This is a genomic window from Myxococcus sp. CA040A (genome assembly GCF_013336725.1).
GTDB classification, from domain to species: domain Bacteria; phylum Myxococcota; class Myxococcia; order Myxococcales; family Myxococcaceae; genus Myxococcus; species Myxococcus llanfairpwllgwyngyllgogerychwyrndrobwllllantysiliogogogochensis.
In genome coordinates this window covers 271674-293091 of the sequence record NZ_JABUMR010000005.1, presented here as the reverse complement: position 1 = coordinate 293091, position 21418 = coordinate 271674, and the positions used below count along the sequence as shown (strand labels likewise).

At 68.1% G+C, this 21418-nt stretch carries 17 protein-coding genes; 11 read left to right on the top strand and 6 right to left on the bottom strand.

All coding sequences use genetic code 11. From position 1 onward, the window contains the following. The first annotated feature begins 73 nt into the window (after nt 1–73). Together HUA75_RS23075 and HUA75_RS23070 are read left to right on the top strand one after the other, a co-directional pair. Nucleotides 74–1294, top strand: coding sequence for an HTH domain-containing protein (locus HUA75_RS23075; protein ID WP_174487638.1), 1221 nt, complete (start codon nt 74–76; stop codon nt 1292–1294). A 33-nt stretch (nt 1295–1327) separates the two neighbouring features. After that, entirely contained in the window at nt 1328–1996 is a 669-nt protein-coding gene (locus HUA75_RS23070; RefSeq protein ID WP_174487637.1) for a PQQ-binding-like beta-propeller repeat protein, read from the top strand. Between the two features lie 182 nt (nt 1997–2178). On the opposite strand, the gene HUA75_RS23065 is transcribed toward HUA75_RS23070, so the two are convergent. After that, nucleotides 2179–3786 carry a hypothetical protein gene (locus tag HUA75_RS23065; RefSeq protein WP_174487636.1) on the bottom strand — a complete coding sequence of 536 codons (1608 nt, stop codon included), beginning with the start codon at nt 3784–3786 and terminating at the stop codon, nt 2179–2181. A gap of 243 nt (nt 3787–4029) precedes the next feature. After that, nucleotides 4030–5490, bottom strand: coding sequence for a fibronectin type III domain-containing protein (locus HUA75_RS23060; protein WP_217446236.1), 1461 nt, complete (start codon nt 5488–5490; stop codon nt 4030–4032). Between the two features lie 353 nt (nt 5491–5843). Between HUA75_RS23060 and HUA75_RS23055 the strand changes: the two genes are divergently transcribed. Then, entirely contained in the window at nt 5844–6764 is a 921-nt protein-coding gene (locus tag HUA75_RS23055; RefSeq protein WP_174487634.1) for an FAM151A/B family protein, read from the top strand. Between the two features lie 313 nt (nt 6765–7077). On the opposite strand, the gene HUA75_RS23050 is transcribed toward HUA75_RS23055, so the two are convergent. Both HUA75_RS23050 and HUA75_RS23045 read right to left on the bottom strand, forming a co-directional pair. After that, on the bottom strand, nt 7078–8160 hold the full coding sequence (locus HUA75_RS23050; protein ID WP_141645260.1) for a hypothetical protein: 1083 nt from the start codon (nt 8158–8160) through the stop codon (nt 7078–7080). After that, nucleotides 8132–8764, bottom strand: a complete 633-nt coding sequence (locus HUA75_RS23045) for a hypothetical protein (protein WP_371746172.1) — start codon at nt 8762–8764, stop codon at nt 8132–8134. The genes HUA75_RS23050 and HUA75_RS23045 overlap by 29 nt, the downstream gene beginning before the upstream one ends. Before the next feature lie 274 nt (nt 8765–9038). Between HUA75_RS23045 and HUA75_RS23040 the strand changes: the two genes are divergently transcribed. Both HUA75_RS23040 and HUA75_RS23035 read left to right on the top strand, forming a co-directional pair. Further along, on the top strand, nt 9039–9791 hold the full coding sequence (locus HUA75_RS23040; RefSeq protein ID WP_141645258.1) for a hypothetical protein: 753 nt from the start codon (nt 9039–9041) through the stop codon (nt 9789–9791). A 2-nt stretch (nt 9792–9793) separates the two neighbouring features. Further along, entirely contained in the window at nt 9794–10165 is a 372-nt protein-coding gene (locus tag HUA75_RS23035) for a hypothetical protein (RefSeq protein ID WP_141645257.1), read from the top strand. 64 nt (nt 10166–10229) lie between these two features. On the opposite strand, the gene HUA75_RS23030 is transcribed toward HUA75_RS23035, so the two are convergent. Then, complete coding sequence (locus HUA75_RS23030; RefSeq protein ID WP_174487633.1) at nt 10230–11342, bottom strand: DNA gyrase subunit B; 1113 nt, start codon at nt 11340–11342, stop codon at nt 10230–10232. Nucleotides 11343–11556: 214 nt separating this feature from the next. Between HUA75_RS23030 and HUA75_RS23025 the strand changes: the two genes are divergently transcribed. The 3 genes from HUA75_RS23025 to HUA75_RS23015 all read left to right on the top strand — a co-directional run bounded on the left by HUA75_RS23025 (nt 11557) and on the right by HUA75_RS23015 (nt 14917). Next, entirely contained in the window at nt 11557–12948 is a 1392-nt protein-coding gene (locus HUA75_RS23025; protein WP_174487632.1) for a glutamate decarboxylase, read from the top strand. Between the two features lie 123 nt (nt 12949–13071). Further along, nucleotides 13072–13590, top strand: a complete 519-nt coding sequence (locus HUA75_RS23020; protein ID WP_141645254.1) for a MarR family winged helix-turn-helix transcriptional regulator — start codon at nt 13072–13074, stop codon at nt 13588–13590. Continuing rightward, a complete protein-coding gene (locus HUA75_RS23015) occupies nt 13577–14917 on the top strand; it encodes a S41 family peptidase (RefSeq protein WP_141645253.1) in 1341 nt (446 codons plus the stop codon). Before HUA75_RS23020 ends, HUA75_RS23015 begins: the two co-directional genes overlap by 14 nt. Before the next feature lie 16 nt (nt 14918–14933). Here HUA75_RS23015 and HUA75_RS23010 read toward each other — a convergent pair whose 3' ends face one another. Next, on the bottom strand, nt 14934–16406 hold the full coding sequence (locus HUA75_RS23010) for an MDR family MFS transporter (protein ID WP_141645252.1): 1473 nt from the start codon (nt 16404–16406) through the stop codon (nt 14934–14936). A gap of 219 nt (nt 16407–16625) precedes the next feature. Here HUA75_RS23010 and HUA75_RS23005 point away from each other — a divergent pair, with 219 nt between their 5' ends. The 3 genes from HUA75_RS23005 to HUA75_RS22995 all read left to right on the top strand — a co-directional run bounded on the left by HUA75_RS23005 (nt 16626) and on the right by HUA75_RS22995 (nt 21378). Further along, nucleotides 16626–17264, top strand: a complete 639-nt coding sequence (locus tag HUA75_RS23005) for an SRPBCC family protein (RefSeq protein ID WP_174487631.1) — start codon at nt 16626–16628, stop codon at nt 17262–17264. Nucleotides 17265–17497: 233 nt separating this feature from the next. Then, nucleotides 17498–19546, top strand: a complete 2049-nt coding sequence (locus HUA75_RS23000) for an alpha-amylase family glycosyl hydrolase (RefSeq protein WP_174487630.1) — start codon at nt 17498–17500, stop codon at nt 19544–19546. Nucleotides 19547–19716: 170 nt separating this feature from the next. Then, entirely contained in the window at nt 19717–21378 is a 1662-nt protein-coding gene (locus HUA75_RS22995) for a fibronectin type III domain-containing protein (RefSeq protein WP_174487629.1), read from the top strand. Nucleotides 21379–21418 lie beyond the last annotated feature (40 nt).

Here is a 21418-nt window from a genome sequence, read left to right as displayed (position 1 = left end):
TGGCGGGCGTGGGGCGGGAGTAACAAAGGCGACGGGCTTCCCAACGCAGGTGGGGTGCTGGAGGATGCGCGGCATGGATGTGCTGGTCACCGTGGCGGCTCGGGCGCTTCGTGAGGGAGACCCACTCGGTGCGCTTCAGCGCGTGGCGCTCCGAGAGGACGCTCCGGCGTTGGCCCTGAGAGGGGTCGCGATGGCGCAGTTGGGCGAGTTCCCCAGGGCCCTGCATCTGTTGAAGCGTGCCGCGCGCGCCTATGGCTCCGGGGACGTCCTCGCGCGGGCGCGCTGCGGCGTCGCGGAGGCGGAGGTGGCGCTCGCATCCCGCGACTTCGAAGGCGCGGAGGTCGTGCTCGTCGAGGCGCTGCGAACCTTCGAACTCCATGGCGACTCCGAGAACGCGCGCTACACTCGCCTTTTGCAGGCACGGCATGCCCTGGTGCTGGGACGTGTCGATGCAGCCGAGCGGTTGCTGGCCGAGCTCGACCCGAGCGATGCGCCCGCGATGCATTCGACGCTCGCGCGGCTGCTGTCGTTCGAGGTGGCGTTGCGCCGGGGGGAGATTCGCTCCGCCCGCACCGCTCTCGAACACGCACGCGTCGCCGCCCGGAACGCGCGCATCCCCGCGCTGGGCTCCGAGGTCGAGCATGCGGCCCGGGTCCTGAGCATTCCCGCCGCGCGAGTCGTCGTTCGGGGCGAGGCGCGGCCTGTCTTGCTCGACGAGGTCGAGTCCCTGCTCGGCTCGGAGCACCTCGTCGTTGACGCCTGTCGTCGCGCGCTCCGTTCGGGCTCGCGGGTCGTGTCACTGTCCACGCGCCCCGTGCTGTTCGCGCTCCTGCGGGTGCTGGCCGAGGCCTGGCCGGGTGACGCCTCACGCGACGCGCTCGTCTGGCACGTGTTCGGAGCGCGGCGGGTGAATGCCTCGCATCGCGCGCGCCTGCGCGTGGAGCTGGGGCGTCTGCGCACGCAGTCGCGCGACCTGGTGGACATCCAGGCGACCCCGCGCGGCTTCGTCCTGGTTCCCCGGCGTCCGGTGGAGGTCCGGGTCCTCACGCCGCCCGTCGAGGGGGCGGACGGGGCCGTGTTGGCGCTGCTCGCGGACGGTGAGCACTGGTCGACCTCCGCGCTCGCGCTCGCGCTGGGGGCAAGTCAGCGCACGGTGCAGCGCGCGCTCGCCACGCTGGAAGAGGCCGGACAGGTCCAGGTGCTGGGGCGTGGCCGCGCGAGACGCTGGGTGGCTCCCCCGGTCAGCGGCTTCACGACGACCTTGTTACTCCCCACCTCGGGTTTCCCTGGGTAGAGCGGGGCACGGGACATCGGAAGGAGCGCGGACATGGACAAGACTCGGAGCGAGGTGGAGGAGACACAGCCAGCGGAGGTCGTCCGTGAGTACGGCCCGTTCGAGGGCGCCTCGCGCGTCCACGGCGTGACGTTCGACGGCGCACAGGTCTGGTTCGCTGGCGGCGAAACGCTTCATGCCTTCGACCCGGCGAGTGGTGAACCCGTGCGCACGCTCGCCGTCGCGTGTGACGCGGGGACCGCCTTCGATGGGCGGCATTTGTTTCAGCTCGGCGGAGGGCTCATCCGGAAGATCGACCCCGAGACGGGACAGGTGTTGAAGACGCTCCCGGCTCCGGGCAATGGCAGTGACTCGGGGCTCACCTGGGCCGAAGGCTCGCTGTGGGTGGGTGAGTATCGCGGCCGGAGAATCCATCGAATCGACCCCGAGACGGGCGCCATCCTGCGCACCATTGAGTCCAACCGCTTTGTCACGGGCGTGACGTGGGCGGAGGGGGAACTCTGGCACGGCACCCTGGAAGACGGCGCGAGTGATATCCGGCGGATCGACCCGGCTGACGGCCGCGTGCTCGTCAGGCTCACGTTGCCCGAGGGAGTGAGCGTCACCGGGCTCGAAGCGGACAGGGGCGACCTCTTCTACGCGGGCGGCGGCGCGAGCGGGAAGGTGCGCGCCGTGAGGCGGCCCCGACGCTCCCGCCGCTGATGAGAGGACCCGCCGCCGCGGCGCGACGGCGGCGGGGTCCTCCATCGCAGGCAGCAGACATCAACTCCGCCGCGAACGGGGCCCTTGGGCCTCGGGGAGCTGGTAGCCCACTAGCGCATGGCCTGAACCCTCTCACGCGACAGCGACCTTGACGCTCACCGTCGCAGCCCTCTTCCCTCGCGTCAGTCCCTGCGGTCCAGGCGGCGGTACTCGACGATGCTCGGTGGGTACTCGGTCCAGAAGCGCAGCATCCCGTCGTGCCCCATCACCGTCTCCTGCTTGCCTCGTGCATCCGCGTCCGAGACCGCGAGCGAGAAGCTGGCGGCCACGAGGGGTTCGCTGACGCCGAGCTCCGCCAACGGCAGTGTGAGCGTCACCTCGTAGCCACGGGGACGCTTGCGCCAGGCGCCCTGGATGGACGGAAGCCCCGGGTGCGCATCTCTCGTCCAGTCACGCGCCTCGACCTTTCCTCCGGCCCCGAGCAGGACCCCCAGCTTGAAATCTTCAGAGCGCGGGCCAGAAGTTCGCACCTGCCACACGGTGAGCTCGAGGTGGTCTGAATGCAGCCCCTCGCCACTCCCCAAGGGGGCCACCTTGTCATCATGTACCTCGACGTGGAGGGAGAGCGCTCCGCCCACGCGCGCCAGGCGCCACGCGAACGCCAGGTCCGCCGCGTCCTTCCAGCCCTCGAGCCCCCAGGAGATATGCGCCTGCGTGTAGGCCTGGACCGTGGGAGCCAATGCCAGCGCGTCCTCGGCGGACCGTGCGAACCTCACGGGGTAGGGATGGCTCCCATTGACGACCGCTCCCGCGGTGCTGGCGAACGCCATGTATCCCGGCCGCTCCCGGGAGAACGTCTCTAGCTCCACCGTCGAGCCGCGCACGCCCATGGGGCCCCAGAACAGATAGAACGTCGGCTCCACCAGGACGGAGGTCGCCCAGTCTTCGGACGCAACCAGGTGGAGCTCCTTCCCCTTGACGACGAGGACACAGAACGGCCCCTTGAGGCGGCCGTCCGACATCAAGGACGCATCCTCGGGCACGGCATCGGGAGCGGGATCGGGCTTGAACCCCGTGAGCAGCAGCAGGCACGTCCCATCCCGACAGACGTACTCCAGCGGATTGAAACGCACGCCCATGGGACACAGGGCGCGGGCCCGAGAGAGGAGTTCGTCACTCACCGCCCGAGGCTTGGGGGGCTTCGGGCTCACTGGCGCGTTCACGACCCGAGCGCTGGACTTCGTCCACTTCGGCTCCTGGCTGGGCACAGCGATGAAGCGCGCCCCATCCCGTGACACCTTCATGACCCGCCGGTACACCTGTTTCTGGGCCAGGCCGTAGTCGACGAAGGTGTAGGGCAGCCGGTTCTTGCTCGAGGTGACGACCTCGACATGCTCCGGGTCGAGGAACCTCACGGTGTTCGCTGGGGCGTGTTCGAGGCGATAGGTTGCCCCCAGGACCTCCCCCTGGAGGTCCGACAGCATCAGTGTCTCGAGCGCGCAGTACCCGTTGGCGCAGGATCCCAAGTCATCGATGAGGTGCCACAAACAAAAGGGACCTTCGCAGGCGAGGCGCTTCAGCGTGCTCCCCCCACCCCAATCCTTCAGGAGCTTCTCGTCCAGGACCGTGCCTTTCGGGAAGGGGGCCTTGTCTGGAGACGCCAGGGCCGCGGTGCTCCCGAGCCCCAGACAGAGCGCCAGGGCGAGGACGCCGCGACGACCGGCCGCGCCCTCGCCCATCGGGAAGGTTCGTGGGCCCGAAAAGAGGGGCGCGCGGCGTGGGTCATTCATCGGTTGACCTTCATGCACCGCGAGTTTGCAGACGGCATGCCATGGTTTGCCCCCATGCCGGCCCCATTCACACGGCCCCACTGCGGCGAGAACGCGGCTCCGGAACCGCGCGACGAGGGCCTCCAGCCCCACCCGGGATAAAAAGCCACATGGGTTTCGATACGGTGCCTCGCGCCGCTCGGGTCGCGCGGGGGCGCGAGCATGAACGGGTTGATGGGGATGGCCGCGCGGAGCTGTCGGGCTCTACAGCCTCGTGACGCGCTTGAGCGCCTTGGTGTTGCCCTCGCCGAGCGAGAAGAAGGCGCTGCCATCAGGCGCGAAGGTGAGTGCCTCCGAATAGCCGGGGTTCGTCACCTCGCACCGGGTCCCCAGCAGCGCCGCCGGGACGCTTTGCCCCGCCTGTCGCTTCCATAGGAAGGTGTGCGTATAGGTCTTGATGAGAATCTCCCCGCCGTCGGGGGAGATGGCGCCCCCTGTCACCACGCGGTCCTCCTCCGCCGTCGAGCCCGGCAGGAAGTCGAGCTCCGCCACCAGCTCCAGCGTCCGGGACACGCCCGGCGCGTTCAGCGGCACGGCATAGCGGTACACCTGCGAGTGTCCCGACGGCGCCTTGGTCACGATGTAGATGTCGCCCTGGGTGTCCACGAACATCGCCTCCGCGTTGGGCGCCACGCCGCCTGGATAGGTGAACGGGAAGCGCTCCACGCCACTCACGGGCACCGTCACGGGCGCCTGGGCCACGCTGACGGTCGGCTCGGGGAATCGCACGACTTCCCGCACGCTCGGCAGGCCATTGTTGTCACCGATGCGGCCCACGTAGACGTAGTCCACGCCGCTCACGGGGCCGGGGCCCATGGCCATGTCCTCCCAATCCAGGTTCGGGTTGCTCGACAGGGTGTAGGTGCCCAGGAAATGGCCGTCCACGGCGCTCAGCGCGTAGACATGCTCGACGCAGTTGCCGCCGCTGGCGCCACACCGGTCATTGTGCGTCCAGACGACCTGGGCGTTGGCCCTGCTGGCCGCGAGCCCCGAGGCATCGGTGAGGATGGCGATGTTGTGGGGCGTCAGATTGACCGGCGCGCCGAAGGTCGGGCACTGCGGCGTGCTCGCCGCGGGCGTGGCGGTGATGGGCGTCGCATAGCCCGAGGCATTGCCGGAGAGGTCCTCGGCCTTCACCATCAGCTCGTAGGTCGTGCCATTCACCAGCCCCGTGAGCGTCACCAGGGGCTGGGTGAGGCTGTAGCGGTAACTGTAGGTCGCTGCCCCCGCGGCGCGGTACTTCACCGTGTACCGCCGGAAGTCCGGCTCGGTGTTGGCGCTCCAGGTCAGTCCGAGCACGGTGTCGCCTGGAGTCGCCACGAGTTGTCCTGGCACCACGGGAGGTGTCACGTCCGGCCCGGTGGGCGTAGGCGTGGCGTTCACCGCCGCGCAGTACGCCGAGGCATTGCCCGAGGTGTCCTGGGCCTTCACTTCGAAGGCATAGGTCACTCCATTCACCAGCCCCGGGAGCGTCAGGGGCGGCGCGCCCACTCCCCACTTGTAGGACGGCGTTGTCTGTCCCACGACGCGGTAGCGGACCGCATAGTCCTTGAGGTCCGCCGCGGGGCTCGGGTCCCACGACAGGATGACACCGCTGTTCGCCGCGAGGATGCTCAAGCCCGTGGGGACGGGCGGAGCTTCGGTGTCCGCCAGGGGACTCGACACACGGGCGGCTTCTGGCAGCGCTTCTTCCTCGCCAGGCACGGATGAGACGCCGCACCCCACGCAGAGGCTCAACAGAAGACCGCACAAGCCGGCGAAAGGCATGAGTACACGACGCGTCACGGTGACCTCCTGAAATGTCATTCCATGGATGGAAACACGCCGCAGCCTAAGGCCCCGCACCCGGGGCAACAATGAAGACAGGCTTCACGTGTCCATCCAGGTCAAAGTTTGACCTTCGCAATGAAAGAGCCGCTTGAGAACAAGCGTTCTGAAGTCATCGCCCGGCTCAGCCCACGGGGCAGCTCCCGCACCCTCCTGAATCAACTCCCGAGAATTGGAATGGGAGGTCTCACATGTCATTCGGTTTCCTGAATCGCATTCGCCGCAAGGTTGTCGCATGGCCCAAGCCTCCACCGCCTCCGCCCCCACCGCCTCCCAAGACAAAGTCCGCGGGGGAGCCCACCGGATACTCCCAGGTGGACAGCTTCCAGGCGCCTCGCGGCGCACGGACCGTCGAGCGGGCCTCCGCGCCGGGAAACACCTGGTCCGGGGACAGGCCACTCTCAGAGGCGCGCAACGCGCATCGCACCAACACGAAGGAGGAGTTCCAGTCCGCGCTCCAGAGTGACGCCAACTGGTTCGAGGGCGACGTCCGGAAGGAGCTCAACCACGACTCCCTGGAGATGCGTCACGACACGACGCACGAGAGCGGGGACAACCTCTCCCTCCATGAGTGGCTGAGCATGGGGAAGGAGTCGGGACGTGGGCTCAAGCTCGACATCAAGGAAGGCGAGCACATGGGTGCCGTGCTCGACGAGATTGAGCGCGTGGGTGTTCCCCAGGAGCGACTGATGCTCAACCTGGGCTTCGGCGACGTGAAGACCTGGGGAGATGAGATTCGCACGCGCTTTCCCAATGCCATCCTCGCCATCAATCCGCCGCCCGGCGATGGAACGGTGAGGGCAGCCGATGCCCGGCAGATGGTCGACGAGGCAAGAAGGGCGGGCGGAGGCCCCACCACCTTCGTGGTGCACCATGATGCGCTGAGTGACGAGGCCATCGAGGTCTTCAAGACCGCGGGGACTGTCTCGGTCTGGGGAAACGCCGAGGACCCGACGAAGGTCGCCGCGGAGATGCGGGCCCGAGGTGTCGACGGGATGGTCGACATCGGCTCCAACTACAATTGGGGCTCACTCTCGAGGGCGGACGGCGTGCGCGACGGCCTCGACGCGGGGAAGAACTGGGCCCGGACGCGATGGGACAGGCTCTTCTGAAGAGAAGAGCGGCGACAGTCGCGACCTGGCGAGCCCGGTGCATCTGGAGTCCGGTGCATCTGGGGCTGGTTGGTGGTGGACCGCTTCCGCTTGGAGGTGGCGGCCCGTGCGCGTGGAGGCAAGTCCCAGGGAGAGGACAGTCCACCGCCTCAAGGAACGCCAGTGTTGACCGTTGGCCTTGACGCCCCGCATCCGGTGGGTGCCGCCGTTTCTCCCGCGCCACCTGGAACGAGAACGTGCCCGGGTCGAAGTCCAGCGTCACCGTGCCCGTGGGAAGCTCCTCCACCAGCGCCAGCCCGGTGGAGCGAGGTGCTCACACCTGCTTGCGCGCGACGGACCAGATGAAGCCGTCGTACCAGAAGTGCAGCAGGGACACGACGAGGGTGAGGGACCAGAGGCTCTCCAGGTCGGAGTCCAGCAGCTCGGCCCACACGCCGTAGGTGAGCACCGTGCCCAGGAACAACGCGAGCGCGAGCCCGCGCCACTTCAGCCGCAGCCGCTCACGCAGCCGCTCGCCCTCCATGGCCCACACCAGCGCCAGGTACTGGATGGCGTGGAGCAGGTTCATGATGAAGAACGCTTCGCCCCAGGTGTTGAAGCCCCAGGAGTAGATGGAGCAGGCGCCTGTGGTGACCAACAGGAACACCTTGTGGAAGGAGAGATGGTGGCCCTTCCTCAACAGGTGTACCGAGGCCGCCACGTAGAAGACGAGGAACGTGCCCCCCACGGCCACGACGCCCATCGTCCAGGCGCGGTGGGTGGCCGTCATGCGCGCGGGCACGGAGGCGAGCCACGGCATTCCCACCGCTTCGAAGGACTCGAAGCTGCTGAAATGGTCCAGCATGGTGGCGCCAGCGAGGATGGGGCCGACGTACAGCAGGTGGTTCAGCCAGTAGTCGAGCCGGCGCCCCGCGGCGGGTGGGTTGCCTTGGTTGCGGTCATAGATGCGTGCCAGGCCGAACGTCTGCAGCCCCGAGTGCCACACGTCCCAGAACGTCGCGAGCACGGTGGCGGCGGCGGCCACCACCGCCGAGCCGCGAATGACCGCCCAGGCCAGCACGGGGACGAGGACGAAGCGCAGTGGATGGAGCCGGAAGATGGCGGGGTTGCCATGGCTGCGGAAGAACACCGCCACCAGGTGCGCATGGATGATGCTGCCCACCATCAGCCCGGCCCACGTCTTCTCCTGGCCGAAGAACTGGACGGGAGTGTCGCTGAAGTGCGTGCCTGAGATGGCGATGCCCAACCCGAGCGCCAGCAGCGGCGGCAGCAGGAAGAAGGCCCAGTCGTAGGTGGGCCCTATGATGTACGAAGAGCGCGCCGATACAGGAGCGGCCTCTCGTACAGACTCCACCGGAGGTTGTGTCTCAGGAGGGCGCGGTTGGGCCAGGGCCATGGGCCGCCTCCTTTCGCACCGCGAACTCCACGCGCTCGCTGAGCTCCTCCACGAGCGCCGCGAGGAACAGGCTGGCCCCGACCAGCTCGAGTGCCTCCTCCACGTGGTCGATGAGCGCATACACGAGGTTGTCGTTGCCGTGTTGCTCCGTCCACCACCCCAGCGGCAGCTCCATGAGCAGCGCGCCACCCACGTACAGCACACCCGCCAGGATGAACTGTCCGCGCCGTCGCGGCGCGAGCCGCGCGAGGAAGGGCAGGAAGGCAAGTCCGCCGAGCACCACGAGGATTGCCGCGGGCACCACCCAGGTGAAGAACAGCACTCCACTCAGGGAGAGCAGGCTTCCGAGGTGCTCATGGAGACCCACGCTCTCGTCCAGGGAGATGTACGCGAACACAAGCGCCAGGGCCCACCAGTGAATCCATCCTTGCTCCCGGGGGCGTCCCGCCACGCGGGCGATGCCCGCGAGCACGAGCGCGCAGCTCAGCAACAATGCCGAGGCGTACCAGGTGGGCAGGTTCCGCTCGTAGCTCAGGGAGAGAAATGCGACGAGGGGCTCCAGCTTCCGCGCGCCGAGCGCGGAGTAGGCGACCTCTACTCCCACTCCGATGGCAGTCAGCAGGCCCGCCAGTGAGAGGAGCCAACGGCGCAGAGAGCGGGGCGAGGGGAGGAGCATCGGAGGCGGAGGGAAAGGTTACTCGGCCGCGTGCATCCTGGAGCGGAGTGTCATGGTGCGGAAATGTTTCGTGTCCGCGGTACTGGGGTTGCTCGTGGAGCACGCGAGCAGGGACTGCAGGTGCGGGCTTCGGATGTGAGTGTGCTCGACCTCTCGGGAAAAGGGTCCGGTATAGAATGCGGCTCCGAGGGAGAACCCCACCATGTCACGGATGAATCTGGCCGGCCTGCTCGCGATGCTCCTGCTCGCTTCCGCCGGTGTGGTCGAGGCGAAGCAGTGGAGGTACGCGGGCATGCACCCCCGCACCGGGCAACCGGCGGATGGGCTGTGCCACATGGAGATGGTGCATGTGCACACCGCCGCCCCGCTGCACGCCGACACGCTCTATCGTACGCGTGAAAACGTCTATGTCTTCATTGGAGACCCGACGCCCTTTGGCTACGAGGGGCCGCGGCATGCCTATTACGGGCACCATCCCGTGGTGCTCAACGTCCTCGTCAACATCTCCGTCGACAGGGACGTGGTGGAGTACTGCTACCACGATGGGCCGCACTATCATTCCTACGAGCCTCCGCCGCGCCACGAGTTCGTGGAGAAGGAGGACGTCAGCTACTACGCGGGCGAGTATCCCCAGGAGTACAAGCAAGGGAGCCCGAGTCTGGTGCGCGTCAATACGGTGTATCGCTCCTGGAGCGCTCCGCGTCCGGTCATCACCGTGGGCCCTCCGCCCGAGTACCGCGGCCCCGTCATCCAGGTGGGCCTGAACATTCCGGTGCCCAGCGTCGAGATTCGGGTGGGAGGGCCGCCTCCGCCGCCTCCGCCACCTGAGTGGGAGGGGCGCGTCGTCCGGGAGGAGCGCGTGCATGTGCATCATGACCACTGCGACCACCACGAGCACAAGAAGCACAAGAAGCACAAGAAACACAAACACAAGAAGTACAAGGGACGGGATTGAGCGTGCCGAGAGTGGCTCTGGCGTTGATGCTGCTGTTGGTGGCGGGGTGCTCCAGCGGGGTGGATGATGTGCTTGATGCGTGGAGGGCGGCGGGAGAGTCGCCTTCGGCGTTCACCGACGTGGGCGAGAAGCTTCCGGGGGGCAAGTGCCGGGCTGGAAAGGTCAGTGGCCTGGACGCCACGGTGTGTGTGTTCGAAAGCACCGAGAAGGCACGGCAGGCCGAGGAGGCCGGCTGGACGCTCGTTGGCAATGCCGCCGGAGCCGCGATGGTCTCCGGCAAGATGGTGCTTGTCATCGCTGACCCGCGAAAGGAGGACCCGAGCGGACGGCGTATCAACGCCCTCGTGAAGGCGTTCCAGGGCGAGACTCGCTGAGAGAGCACCTGGGAGTCGCTGGAGTTGCCCTTGTCGACTCGATGGGGAAGTCAGGCCGGGTGCGTCATCGTCGTGACGCGCGCATCGAGGGCGCGCGCACGGCCGCCAGCGGTAGCAGCCGCGCCTCCAGCTCCGGACTTCGCGCGAGCGCCTCCTCCACCCATTTCGCGACGAGCCCGGCCACGGCGCTCTCGACCTCGGGGGTCTCCAACCTGTCGTGCGTGTGCCGGTGCCAGATGGGCACGGGGACGACGAGCTCCATCACCGCCGTGAGTCCCGTTGCCAGCGCGGACTTGCTGAACGGGAGCTTCACCTGTCGATAGCCGAGGGCCGCCCTCCTGGCGCTCACGGCCTCATGCAGGCCCCGCCTCAGCCCCTCGCGGGGGATGTCGCGATGCGAGCACCGCTGGAGGTTGCCCCAACAGGCGAAGCCCTCACCGGGGCGCTCACACCACTGCATCGCGAGTCGGAACCGCGTCGTGCCCGACAAGCCCTCGAAGCTCCAGGGCTCGTGGAGCGGCCCCGAGGACACCGTGGATTCGCGACACAGGTCCGCGAGCCCCTGCTCGCGGAGGATCCGCTCCTCGCGTCCCGATGGCGCGTCGTGGAACCGCCAGAGGACTCCCGGGACGAGCGTCGCCAGCTCCCGCATTCTCCGAATCACCTCCTCGGAGACCTCGCGCGGGGGCTCCGCGAAGAGGGACGCGTCCGGAGTGAAGACGAGGCGCAAGCCCGAGTCGGAAGCGGGCACGTCGAGCACCTCGGGCCGCATGCCTCCCTGGGGAATCCCTTCACGGAAGCGCTGACCCCAGGCCCGTCCCTGTCCCCACACGCGGACGTCGAGCGACGAGGAGAAGACGCTGACCATCGCGAGGTCGTCGTAGCACGTCGGAAGCACCAGTCCCCGGGTGACACCTTCGGGCCTAGTGCCCCTCGGGTCGTAGCTCGTGAGGGAGAGCCAGCCCTCGACCTCCTCCGGCATGGCCTCCACTCCCGCCGGGCAACTCCAGCCGTCGAAGACGGCCGTGCAGGAGCCGTCCGCCCCCATGCTCAGGGATACCTCGCGTGTCCCTCGCTCCCTGGCGGCCACGGCGCCCGACCGGAGCACCACCTCGGCGAGTGAGTGGAGGGCAAATCCGTCGGCGCCCCCGAGATACAGGCCAGGGCGACGGCGCATGAGCCCGCGCATTTCCTCCCCAGTCTCGAACATTCGCCGACCCTATCAAGACGGCCTCCCCGCTCGCGACGCGCCTGACAAGCCGCATCCTCCAGGTGGAGCGTGCGGCTGCCCGTCGGCCTGCCCCTCTCCTGGAGACGACGCCCTTCCGGGCGGGTGCCTCCATCTCACGTCCGAGTGATGCCTTCACGGTGGACCGACGCGAGGAGAACACATGCCCCTGCATGGAAAAGATGAAGTCCGGGACCGCATCAACGATGACGTCTACGCCTCGCCGGACCTGTCCGTCCCGATGCCGAAGTATCGCATCCCCGACGAGGAGCACAGCGCCGAGCATGCCTACGCCGTCGTGCACGACGAGCTGCTGCTGGACGGCAACTCCCGGCAGAACCTGGCCACGTTCTGCCAGACCTGGTCCGAGCCCCAGGTGCACAAGCTGATGGACGAGTGCCTCGACAAGAACATGATTGATAAGGACGAGTACCCGCAGACCGCCGAAATCGAGACGCGCTGCGTGAACATGCTCGCCGACCTGTGGCACGCGCCGCACGCGGCCAGCACCATGGGCTGCTCCACCACCGGCTCCAGCGAGGCGGCGATGCTGGGAGGCCTCGCGCTCAAGTGGCGCTGGCGCAAGCGGCGCGAGGCGGCGGGCAAGCCCACCGACAAGCCCAACCTCATCTGCGGGCCGGTGCAGATTTGCTGGCACAAGTTCGCGCGCTACTTCGACGTGGAGCTGCGCCAGGTGCCGCTGGCCGAGGGCCGCATGGTGATGACGCCCGATGAGGTGCTCAAGCTGTGCGACGAGAACACCATCGGCGTCGTGCCCACGCTGGGCATCACCTTCAACCTCATCTATGAGCCGGTGCAGGAGATTGCAGCCGCGCTGGATGGGCTCCAGAAGCGCACCGGGCTGGACATCCCCATCCACGTGGACGCGGCCAGCGGCGGCTTCCTCGCGCCCTTCATCCACCAGGACGTCGTCTGGGATTTCAAGCTGCCGCGCGTGAAGTCCATCAACGCCTCCGGCCACAAGTTCGGCCTCACGCCGCTGGGTTGCGGCTGGGTGGTGTGGCGCGACAAGGAGGACCTCCCCGAGGAGCTCATCTTCCGCGTGGACTACCTGGGCGGCGACATGCCGACCTTCGCGCTGAACTTCTCGCGGCCGGGCGGGCAGATTGTCATCCAGTATTACAACTTCCTCCGGCTGGGGAAGGAGGGCTACCGGCGACTGCAGCAGGCGTGTTCGGACACGGCGAATGTCATCGCGAAGGCCATCGAGCAGATTGGCCTGTTCGACATCGTCTACGACGGCCGGGGCGGCGTGCCCGGTGTGTGCTGGAAGATGAAGGACGGGGTGAATCCGGGCTTCACCCTCTACGACCTGGCGGACCGGCTGCGTGAGCGTGGCTGGCTGGTGCCCGCGTACCCCATGCCCGCCAACCTCCAGGACCTGGTGGTGCAGCGCGTGCTGGTGCGCCACGGCGTCAGCCGGGATCTGGCCACGCTGCTGGTGACGGACCTCCTCGCGTGCATCGAGCACTTCAAGCGCCACCCGGTGAGCGCGCCAATGACTCGGGAAGAGGCGTCCGGCTACCACCACTGAGTGGCTGTTGCTTCACGAGACGGGGGCGTGTCCATGGGGGGGGCGCGCTCCCGTCTCGTATTTCAGCGCCCGCCCCACGCGACCTCCTTGCTTCGCGAAACTCCGTAAGCGATAACGGAGTTCATGGACTCCCTCAGGAAGCAGGGCACCCTGGCTTTCGGGACGCGCCTGCGGCGTCTCGTGGAGCGGATGGACCGGGACGTGCTCGCCCTCTACCGCGCCGCGGGCGAGCGGTTCGAGCCCCGCTGGTACGCGGTCTTCACGACCTTGAGGGACTCCGGTCCGCTGACGGTGGGCGAACTGGCCGCGCGGCTCGGGATTACCCATGCGGCGGTCAGCCAGGTGCGCACCGCGCTGGAGCGGGAGGGACTCATCCTCTGCAAGCCGGACCCGGAGGATGGCCGTCGTCAGCGACTGCTGCTCAGCGCGAAGGGGCAGCGGACAGCCACGCGCCTCGCGCCGCTGTGGGCCGCCATCGCCCAGGGGGCGGACGAACTGCTGCGCGAAGGTGCTCCCTCGCTGATGGCGCAACTGGATGGACTGGACCAGGCCCTGGACCGGCGAGGGCTGCGCGCCCGGGCCGGAGAGCGGCTGGGAATCGACACCTCGAATGACACCGGAGACTCAGATGAAGACGTCTAGGCCGTGGCTCGCCGTCCTTGCCTCGCTGCTCCTTCTGGGCGGAGGCGCCCATGCCCAACCGAGGGTGGCGCCTCCCGTGACGCCCGCGCGCGGGCCGCTCACCCCGGCGGAGCTGGCCACCACCCTGGACACCATCGAGTCGGTCATCCAGCGCTCGTATGTCTTCCCGGAGAAGCGCGCGGTCATCCTCGAGCGATTGGCTCGCGGCCGGAAGTCCGGGCGGTATGCGGGCAACACGCCAGGGCAGCTCGCCGAGCACGTCACCGAGGACCTGAAGGCGGCCAGCGGAGACGGGCACCTGTACCTGATTCATGACCCCGCCTGGTTCGCCGCGCAGCAGGCGGGCCCGAAGGTCTCCGCGAGCGACAGCGCCGAGGCGTTCCACCGGAAGCAGGCCCTGCGTCAGCACCACGGCCTGACGGAGCTGAAGGTCCATCCGGGCAACGTGCGCTCGATGAAGGTTACCGGCTTCATGTGGGTCCGCGACGAGACGGGCGGCGTCTATGACGACGCGATGCGGTTCCTTCGCGACGGTGACGCCCTCATCATCGACCTGCGCGGCAACGGCGGTGGCTCGCACGCGGCGGTGCAGTACCTGGTCAGCCACTTCCTGGCGCCGGACACGCTCTTGATGACGTTCCAGAGTGGCACCCAGCCGCCGGTCCAGTCGCGCACGCTGGAGCACGTGCCCGCGGGACGGCTGATGGGCAAGCCGCTGTATGTCCTGATTGATGGCCGGGTGGGCTCCGCGGGCGAGGACTTCGCGTACGACGTGCAGCAGTTCAAGCTGGGCACCCTGGTGGGCACGCGGACGGCGGGCGCGGCGAACAACAACGCGATGCTGCCGGTGGCGCCGTGCTTCCAGTTGAGTGTGTCGGAGGGCCGCCCCGTCCACGCCGTCAGCCAGTCCAACTGGGAGGGCACGGGCGTGGCGCCGGACCGGGAGGTGCCCGCCACCGAGGCCCTGGAGGTCGCCCTGTCCATGGCGGTGGAGCGCCTGGCCCAGCGTCCGGGAGCCACGGCGCAGGAGCTGGCCGAGTATGCGTGGGCGCGCGCCGGCCTGGAGGCGAAGCGCCGGCCCGTGTCGCTCTCCTCGGCGCGACTCAAGTCGCTTGCGGGGCGCTATGGAGAAATCGACGTGAGCCTGCGTGACGGGAGCTTGTGGCTCGTGCGGCCGGGCCGTCCGCCTGGCCGGCTGATGCCCATGACGGAGGACGGCCTCTTCGCCGTCGAGGGCACGGACAGCTTGCGCGTGAGGCTGCCGGGCAAGGCCCTGGAGTTGTTCTGGGTGACGGAGCCCGCTCCCCGCGTCTTCTCGCGGGGGTGAGGGCGTCGCGCGCGCCTCAGTGCGGCGCGGCGGCGGCCTCGGTGGCGACGGGCGTGCCGGCGTTGCGCTGGACGCGGGGGAAGAACAGCCCCGCGATGAAGGCGCCCACCGCGAAGAGGCAGATGAGCCAGAAGTTGATGCTCAGCCCGGAGGTCAGCGCGCCGCTCAAGGTCCGCAGCGTCGCCTCGGGAATGGAGGCGTGGCCCCGCTCGGGACCGAGCAGCGCGTTGGCGGCCTCCACGGGAATCGTCGGGTCCGCCAAAAGCCGCGACACCATCACCCCGCCCATCAACCCCACGCCGAGCACTCCGCCGATGGTGCGGAAGAACATGTTGCTGGCGGTGGCCACGCCCCGCAGCTCCCAGCCCACGCTCGTCTGCACCGCGATGAGCAGCGCCGTGGACGCGAAGCCCAGACCGACGCCGAACAGCGCCATCGCCACCTGGAGCGCGAAGAGGGGCGCGTCCTGCTTGAGCAGCAGGGCCATCAGCGTCGTGCCCACCACCGTCAGCCCCAGCCCTCCGACGATGAGCGGCCGGAAGCCCGTGCGCAGCAAGAGCTTCCCCGCGAACAGCGCCGCGAGCGGCCAGCCGACAATCATCGGCGTAATCATCCCGCCCGCCGTCGTGGGCGAGCCGCCCAGCACCGCCTGCACGTACAGCGGCACATAGGTGGTCGCTCCGAACATCGCCGCGGAGAAGAGCGCCCCGGCCACGGAGGAGATGGCGATGGCGGGGTGCTTGAAAATCGTCATCGGGATGACGGGCGCCGGGGCCCGGCGCTCCACCTGGACGAAGGCCACCAGCAACACCAGCGCGGCCGGCAGGGCCCACAGGTTCGTTCCCACGCCCTGCACCCCGAAGAGCAGCGCCACCACGCCCGCGCACAACAACCCCGCGCCCGCGTAGTCCAGCTGCTGCGGCTTGTGCTGCACCTGCTCGTGGAAGAAGGCGACGATGAGCGCGAAGGTGAGCATCCCCACTGGCACGTTGATGAAGAAAATCCAGTGCCAGCTCAGGTACTTCACGATGAGCCCGCCCGTGACGGGGCCCACCAGTCCCGCCACGCCCCACACCGCGCTGAACGCGCCCTGCACCCGGGCCCGCTCCTCCATCGTGTACAGGTCACCAATCATGGTGAGCGCCACCGGCTGGATGGCCCCCGCGCCCAGGCCCTGAAGCGTCCGGAAGGCGATGAGCATCCCCATGGAGGACGCCAGGCCGCTGGCGATGGAGCCCGCGAGGAACAGCCCGATGCCGAACAGGATGATGGGCTTGCGACCGTACAGGTCCGCCAGCTTCCCGTAGATGGGGACGGTGATGGTGGAGGACAGCATGTACGCGGTGAAGACCCACGCGTAGCTCTGGATGCCACCCAGCTCGCCCACCACCGTGGGCATGGCGGTGGATACGACAGTCACTTCCAGGGCCGCCATGAAGAGACTCAGGGCCAGGGCCACGGTGGTGAGGGGACGGTGGGTCTTTCTCATGGTGTCGGGCGTCGAGGAGGGCGCCCACTTCTAATGGGTGCTCCCCGAGGTCGCCAGCCTCAATCTTTCCGGGCACTTGGAAAGACCGGGAAATTCGAAAACCACGTGTCGATTTGCGGGGTCCTCATTCGTCGCCGCTGAAGAGCGGCGATTGAGCGCTCGGTGCATGGCCCGGGGGGGCCCGACGTATCCATTCCTTCTGAACGCTCGGGAGTTTTCATGAAGAAGACATCAGGTGTCATCTCGACGGTCATCGTCGTGCTGCTGCTGTTCGCCATCGGCCAGCGACCTGGCACGTTCCGCGTCGAGCGGAGCGCGACCATCCACGCGCCCGCCGACGTCGTCTTCGCGCTGGTGAACGACTTCCGGTACTGGGAGCAGTGGTCGCCCTGGTGGAAGCTGGAGCCCACCCAGCAGGTTTCCCTGGCCGGAGCGGCCTCGGGCGTGGGCGCCATCTATGAGTGGCGGGGGGAGCGGACGGGCTCCGGGCGGATGGAAATCATGGAGAGCCGCCCGCCCGCGTACGTGCGAATCCGGCTCGACTTCACCGCGCCGATGCGGGCCACCAACACCACCGAGTACCTGCTCACACCCACCGCGGACGGCGTGAAGCTGACGTGGGTGATGTCCGGGGAGAACACCTTCGCTGGCAAGGCGCTCCAGCTCTTCGCCAGCATGGACGAGGTGATGGGCCGGGACTTCGAGCGGGGCCTGGCCGACATCAAGAGCGTGGCGGAGGCCTCGCGCGGCTCCTCCGCGCCCTCCGTGGGCGAGGCCGGGTTTCATGGAGACGCCCTGACTCGCGATGCCGCTCACGACGTCGTCGTCACGCGGGAGCCTCTCTTCCCGCGCGAGTAGGTCCGACGCCGGGAAGGTGCGTCCCTGTGCCGTCCATTCTCAGAGGGTGCGAGTCGACCCCTGGATTCGAGGCAGTGGGCTCGGGTCGGCGGTCAGCAGCCGTGAATAACGTGTTTTTGTTTTCAGGTTGATGCGGTTTCAGGGGCGTCAGCGGCGCCTGAAACATGGCTCAAGCAACCTTGTAGGCGTGTGCTCGATACTGATTCTGGATTTCTCCAGACAACGGCCGAGCCATGCCCACCCGGATTCCCCCACTGAGCCGTCCCGCCACCTCTTCCACGTCCCGTTCCACCGAGGCCGAGGCGAAGTCGTCGCAGCCCGCGTCCAGTCCCAAGGGCGCTGGCGCGCGCGGGCCGGCGGTGAAGGACTTCTTCGACGATGTCCGGCGGACGCGTGGCGCGGAGGCTCGGCGTGCTCCGCCGGACCACGGTCCCACGGGGCGCGAGCTTGTCCGCAAGGACGGCAGCCTGGTCGCGGAGTTGCCCCGGGCCACCGCCGTGCCCATGCCCACCCAGCCCTCCAGTCGTCCGGGCATGGGCGCCATTCCCTACGACGGCGGGAGCACCTTCCGCGTGTGGGCGCCCAACGCCCAGCGCGTGCAGGTGGCCGGTGACTTCAGCAACTGGGAGTCGGTGGAGCTCCAGCGCGAGCCGAGCGGCAACTTCTCCCTGGACGTCCCCGGCGCGAAGGCCGGTGAGCAGTACCAGTACGTCATCCAGGGCAAGCACGGCGACTGGCGTTGGAAGGGAGACCCTCGCGCCAACGACGTGACGAACTCCACGGGCAACTCCGTCATCGTCGACCACAAGTCCTACGAGTGGAAGCACGACTGGGAGTTCAAGATGCCGGCCTGGAACGAGGCGGTCATCTACGAGATGCACGTGGGCACGTTCAACGACTCGCCCGGCTGGGGCCCCGGCAACTGGCAGAGCGCCATCGACAAGCTGGACCACCTGAAGGACCTGGGCATCAACGTCGTGGAGTTGATGCCCTCGGCCGAGTTCGCCGCCGACTTCAGCTGGGGCTACAACCCCGCCTTCCCCAACGCGCCGGAGAGCGCCTACGGCAGCCCCGAGGACCTCAAGCGCTTCGTCGACGAGGCGCACAAGCGCGGCATCGGCGTGGTGATGGACGTCGTCTACAACCACCTGGGGCCCAGTGACTTGCCCCACTGGGACTTCGACGGCGAGACGTACGGCAAGGGCGGCAGCTACTTCTACACGGACTGGCGCGCGAAGACGCCGTGGGGCGACACCCGGCCGGACTACGGTCGCCCCGAGGTGCGCGACTACCTGCGTGACAACGCGATGATGTGGCTGCGCGACTACCACATGGACGGCCTGCGGCTGGATGCCACCAAGGAAATCCGTCAGGCCAGCGGCGAGGACAACCCGCAGGGCTGGCAGCTGCTCCGGGACATCAACGACGCCGTCAACCGCGAGTTCCCGCAGAAAATCATCATCGCCGAGGACCTGGGCAACGAGGGCGGCCTCACGCACCCGGACGGCGCCAACTTCGACAGCCAGTGGGACTCCAACTTCGTGCACCCCGTGCGCACGGCGCTGACGGCCTTCTCCGACGCGGAGCGCGACATGAACGCCGTCGCCCGCGCGATTGGCTTCAAATACAACGGCAACGCCACCCAGCGGGTCATCTACACGGAGAGCCACGACGAGGTGGCCAATGGCAAGCAGCGGCTGCCCAGCGAGGTGGGCGGCTGGGACTCCGGTGGCTATCACGCCAAGAAGCGCTCGCTCATCGGCGCCGCGCTGACGATGACCAGCCCTGGCATTCCCATGCTCTTCCAGGGCCAGGAGTTCCTCGAGGACGGCCACTTCCAGGACGGCGACCCGCTCGACTGGCAGAAGAAGGAGTCCTTCGCCGGCATCAACCAGGCGTACACGGACCTCATCAAGCTCCGGCGCAACTGGAACGACAACACCGCGGGCCTGCGTGGGGAGAACGTCAACGTCCATCACGTGAACAACGACGACAAGGTCATCGCCTTCCACCGCTGGGACAAGGGCGGGCCGGGTGACGACACCATCGTCGTGGTCAACTTCGGCGGCAAGCAGCTCTCCAACTACGAGCTGGGCCTGCCCTCCGACGGCACGTGGAAGGTGCGTTACAACAGCGACTGGCAGGGCTACTCCGGCGACTTCGGCAATGCCCAGAGCTTCGACGTGGGCGGCAAGTGGAATGGCAAGGACGGCCTGCCCGCCAGCGGCTCCCTCAACAACCTGGGCCCGTACAGCGTCGTCATCCTGTCGCGGGACAAGTAGCCCATCACCTCTCGCGAAGCACCTGGACCCTGTCGTAGGACACTGGAGGCGCCCCGCGGTGTCCGTGCGGGGCGCTTCGCGTCTTCCTCCGGACCCTGTCTCTTGAGAGACAAGGGGCAGGAACCCGTGGGCAATGTCGTGCCCGCCGCGCATCCGGCACAACCGTCGGCATGGTGGGAAACACGTTGGTGGTGGTGGCGCGTCCGGAGTGGGTGTCAGGCGGCGGTCCCTGGGGGTCGACCTTCAAGGTGACGTTGCTGAACCTGTCGGACGAGGTGGTGGTCAATCCCGTCATCACCTTCAAGGTGGAGGCGAAGCAGGTCATCCAGAACAACTACGGGCTGGTCTGGACGCGGAGCGGGGAGGTGGTGTCCGGTCGGCTCGTGGCTGAACGCAACGTCATCCCTCCTCGCGCTTCGACGGAGTTCCGGCTGTCGGTGCGAGGGGAGGGGCAGGACCTGGGGCCGCTCCCCCGCGACTTCACCGTCAACGGGCGCCCCGCGGACCCTCCTCGAGACAGCGAGCCTCCGACGACGCCCAAGCGGGTGCGCGCCACCCTCGTGGGCTCCGCACTCGTCACCCTGGGTTGGGACGCGTCCACGGACAATGTCGCCGTCGCGGGCTACCGCGTGACGTACTCGAAGGTGGGCGGCGGTGTGGCCCAGACGCTTTCGTCGACGCGGCCGGGTATCACCCTGATGGGCCTGTCGGCGGGGAGCGAGTACCAGGTCTCCGTGGTGGCGCTGGATGTGTCCGACAATGTGTCGGCGTCCTCGGACACGGTGAAGATTCGCACGTCGGCCGCGCCGCCGGACGCAGGGGACTGGGACGTGCCCCGGGCCCCGTTCGTGGACTACACGTCGTGGCCCACGCCGCGCGTGTCTGAGTACGGAAGAGAGGCCGGCCTGGATGGCTTCTTCCTCGGCTTCCTCGTGGCGCGACCGGACGGGGGTGCCAGGGCGGTGTCCTGGGGTGGCAACACCACCCTGGTGGACTCGGAGGATGGCCAGTCGTACTCGGGGGACGCGACGGTCTCCGACTACGGCAAGAGAGACATCGAAGCCTTCCGCCGAAGCGGCGGCACGGTGGTGCTGTCCTTTGGGGGCGCGTCGAACGTGCCCCTCGAGGCCGAGGAGACCGATGTGGCGACGCTTGTCGCGACCTACGCGGCCGTCCTTCGCAACTACGGAGTCCGCCACCTCGACTTCGACTTCGAGGGCGCGTTCCTCCATGACGAGGACGCACAGGTGCGCCACCTCGCGGCCCTCTCCCAACTGCTCGCCGTCTACCCCACACTGAAGCTCTCCTACACGCTGCCCGCGGACGGCGCGCCGGGCTCGCTGGTGGGCTTCAACGACGGTGGGGTGCGCTTCCTCCAGAAGCTGTCCTCCGCGGGCATCGAGCCTTCGCTCATCAATGGCCTGCTGATGGAGTTCGGGCAGTCGGCACCGGTTGATGCACTGGAGTGTTGTGTCCACGCGCTCCAGGGCATGCACGCGCATGTCTCCGCGGCCTTCCCTCGGTGGGACGCGGCGAAGGTGTGGCGGCGCCTGGGGGCGTGCCCCATGTTCGGTCGTCATCCCAATGGACGGGAGTTCACCCTGGAGCACCAGCGCGGCCTGGTGGAGTTCGCGCGAGAGCACCAGTTGGGCTGCCTGTCGGGCTGGGATGCCACCCGGGACGCGAACCAGGGACGGCTGCCCGAGTGCGAGCGAGACTCCGGAGGTGACCTGTCCCGGTGCACGCTCACCCCGCAGCAGCCGTTCGACTTCGGCAGATGCATCTCCGCCCATGGCGTGAAGGGCCCCTCGCAAGAAGTCGTCGCGGAGTAACGACTCGCGGAAGTACGACGTGCATCGTTGACAACATACG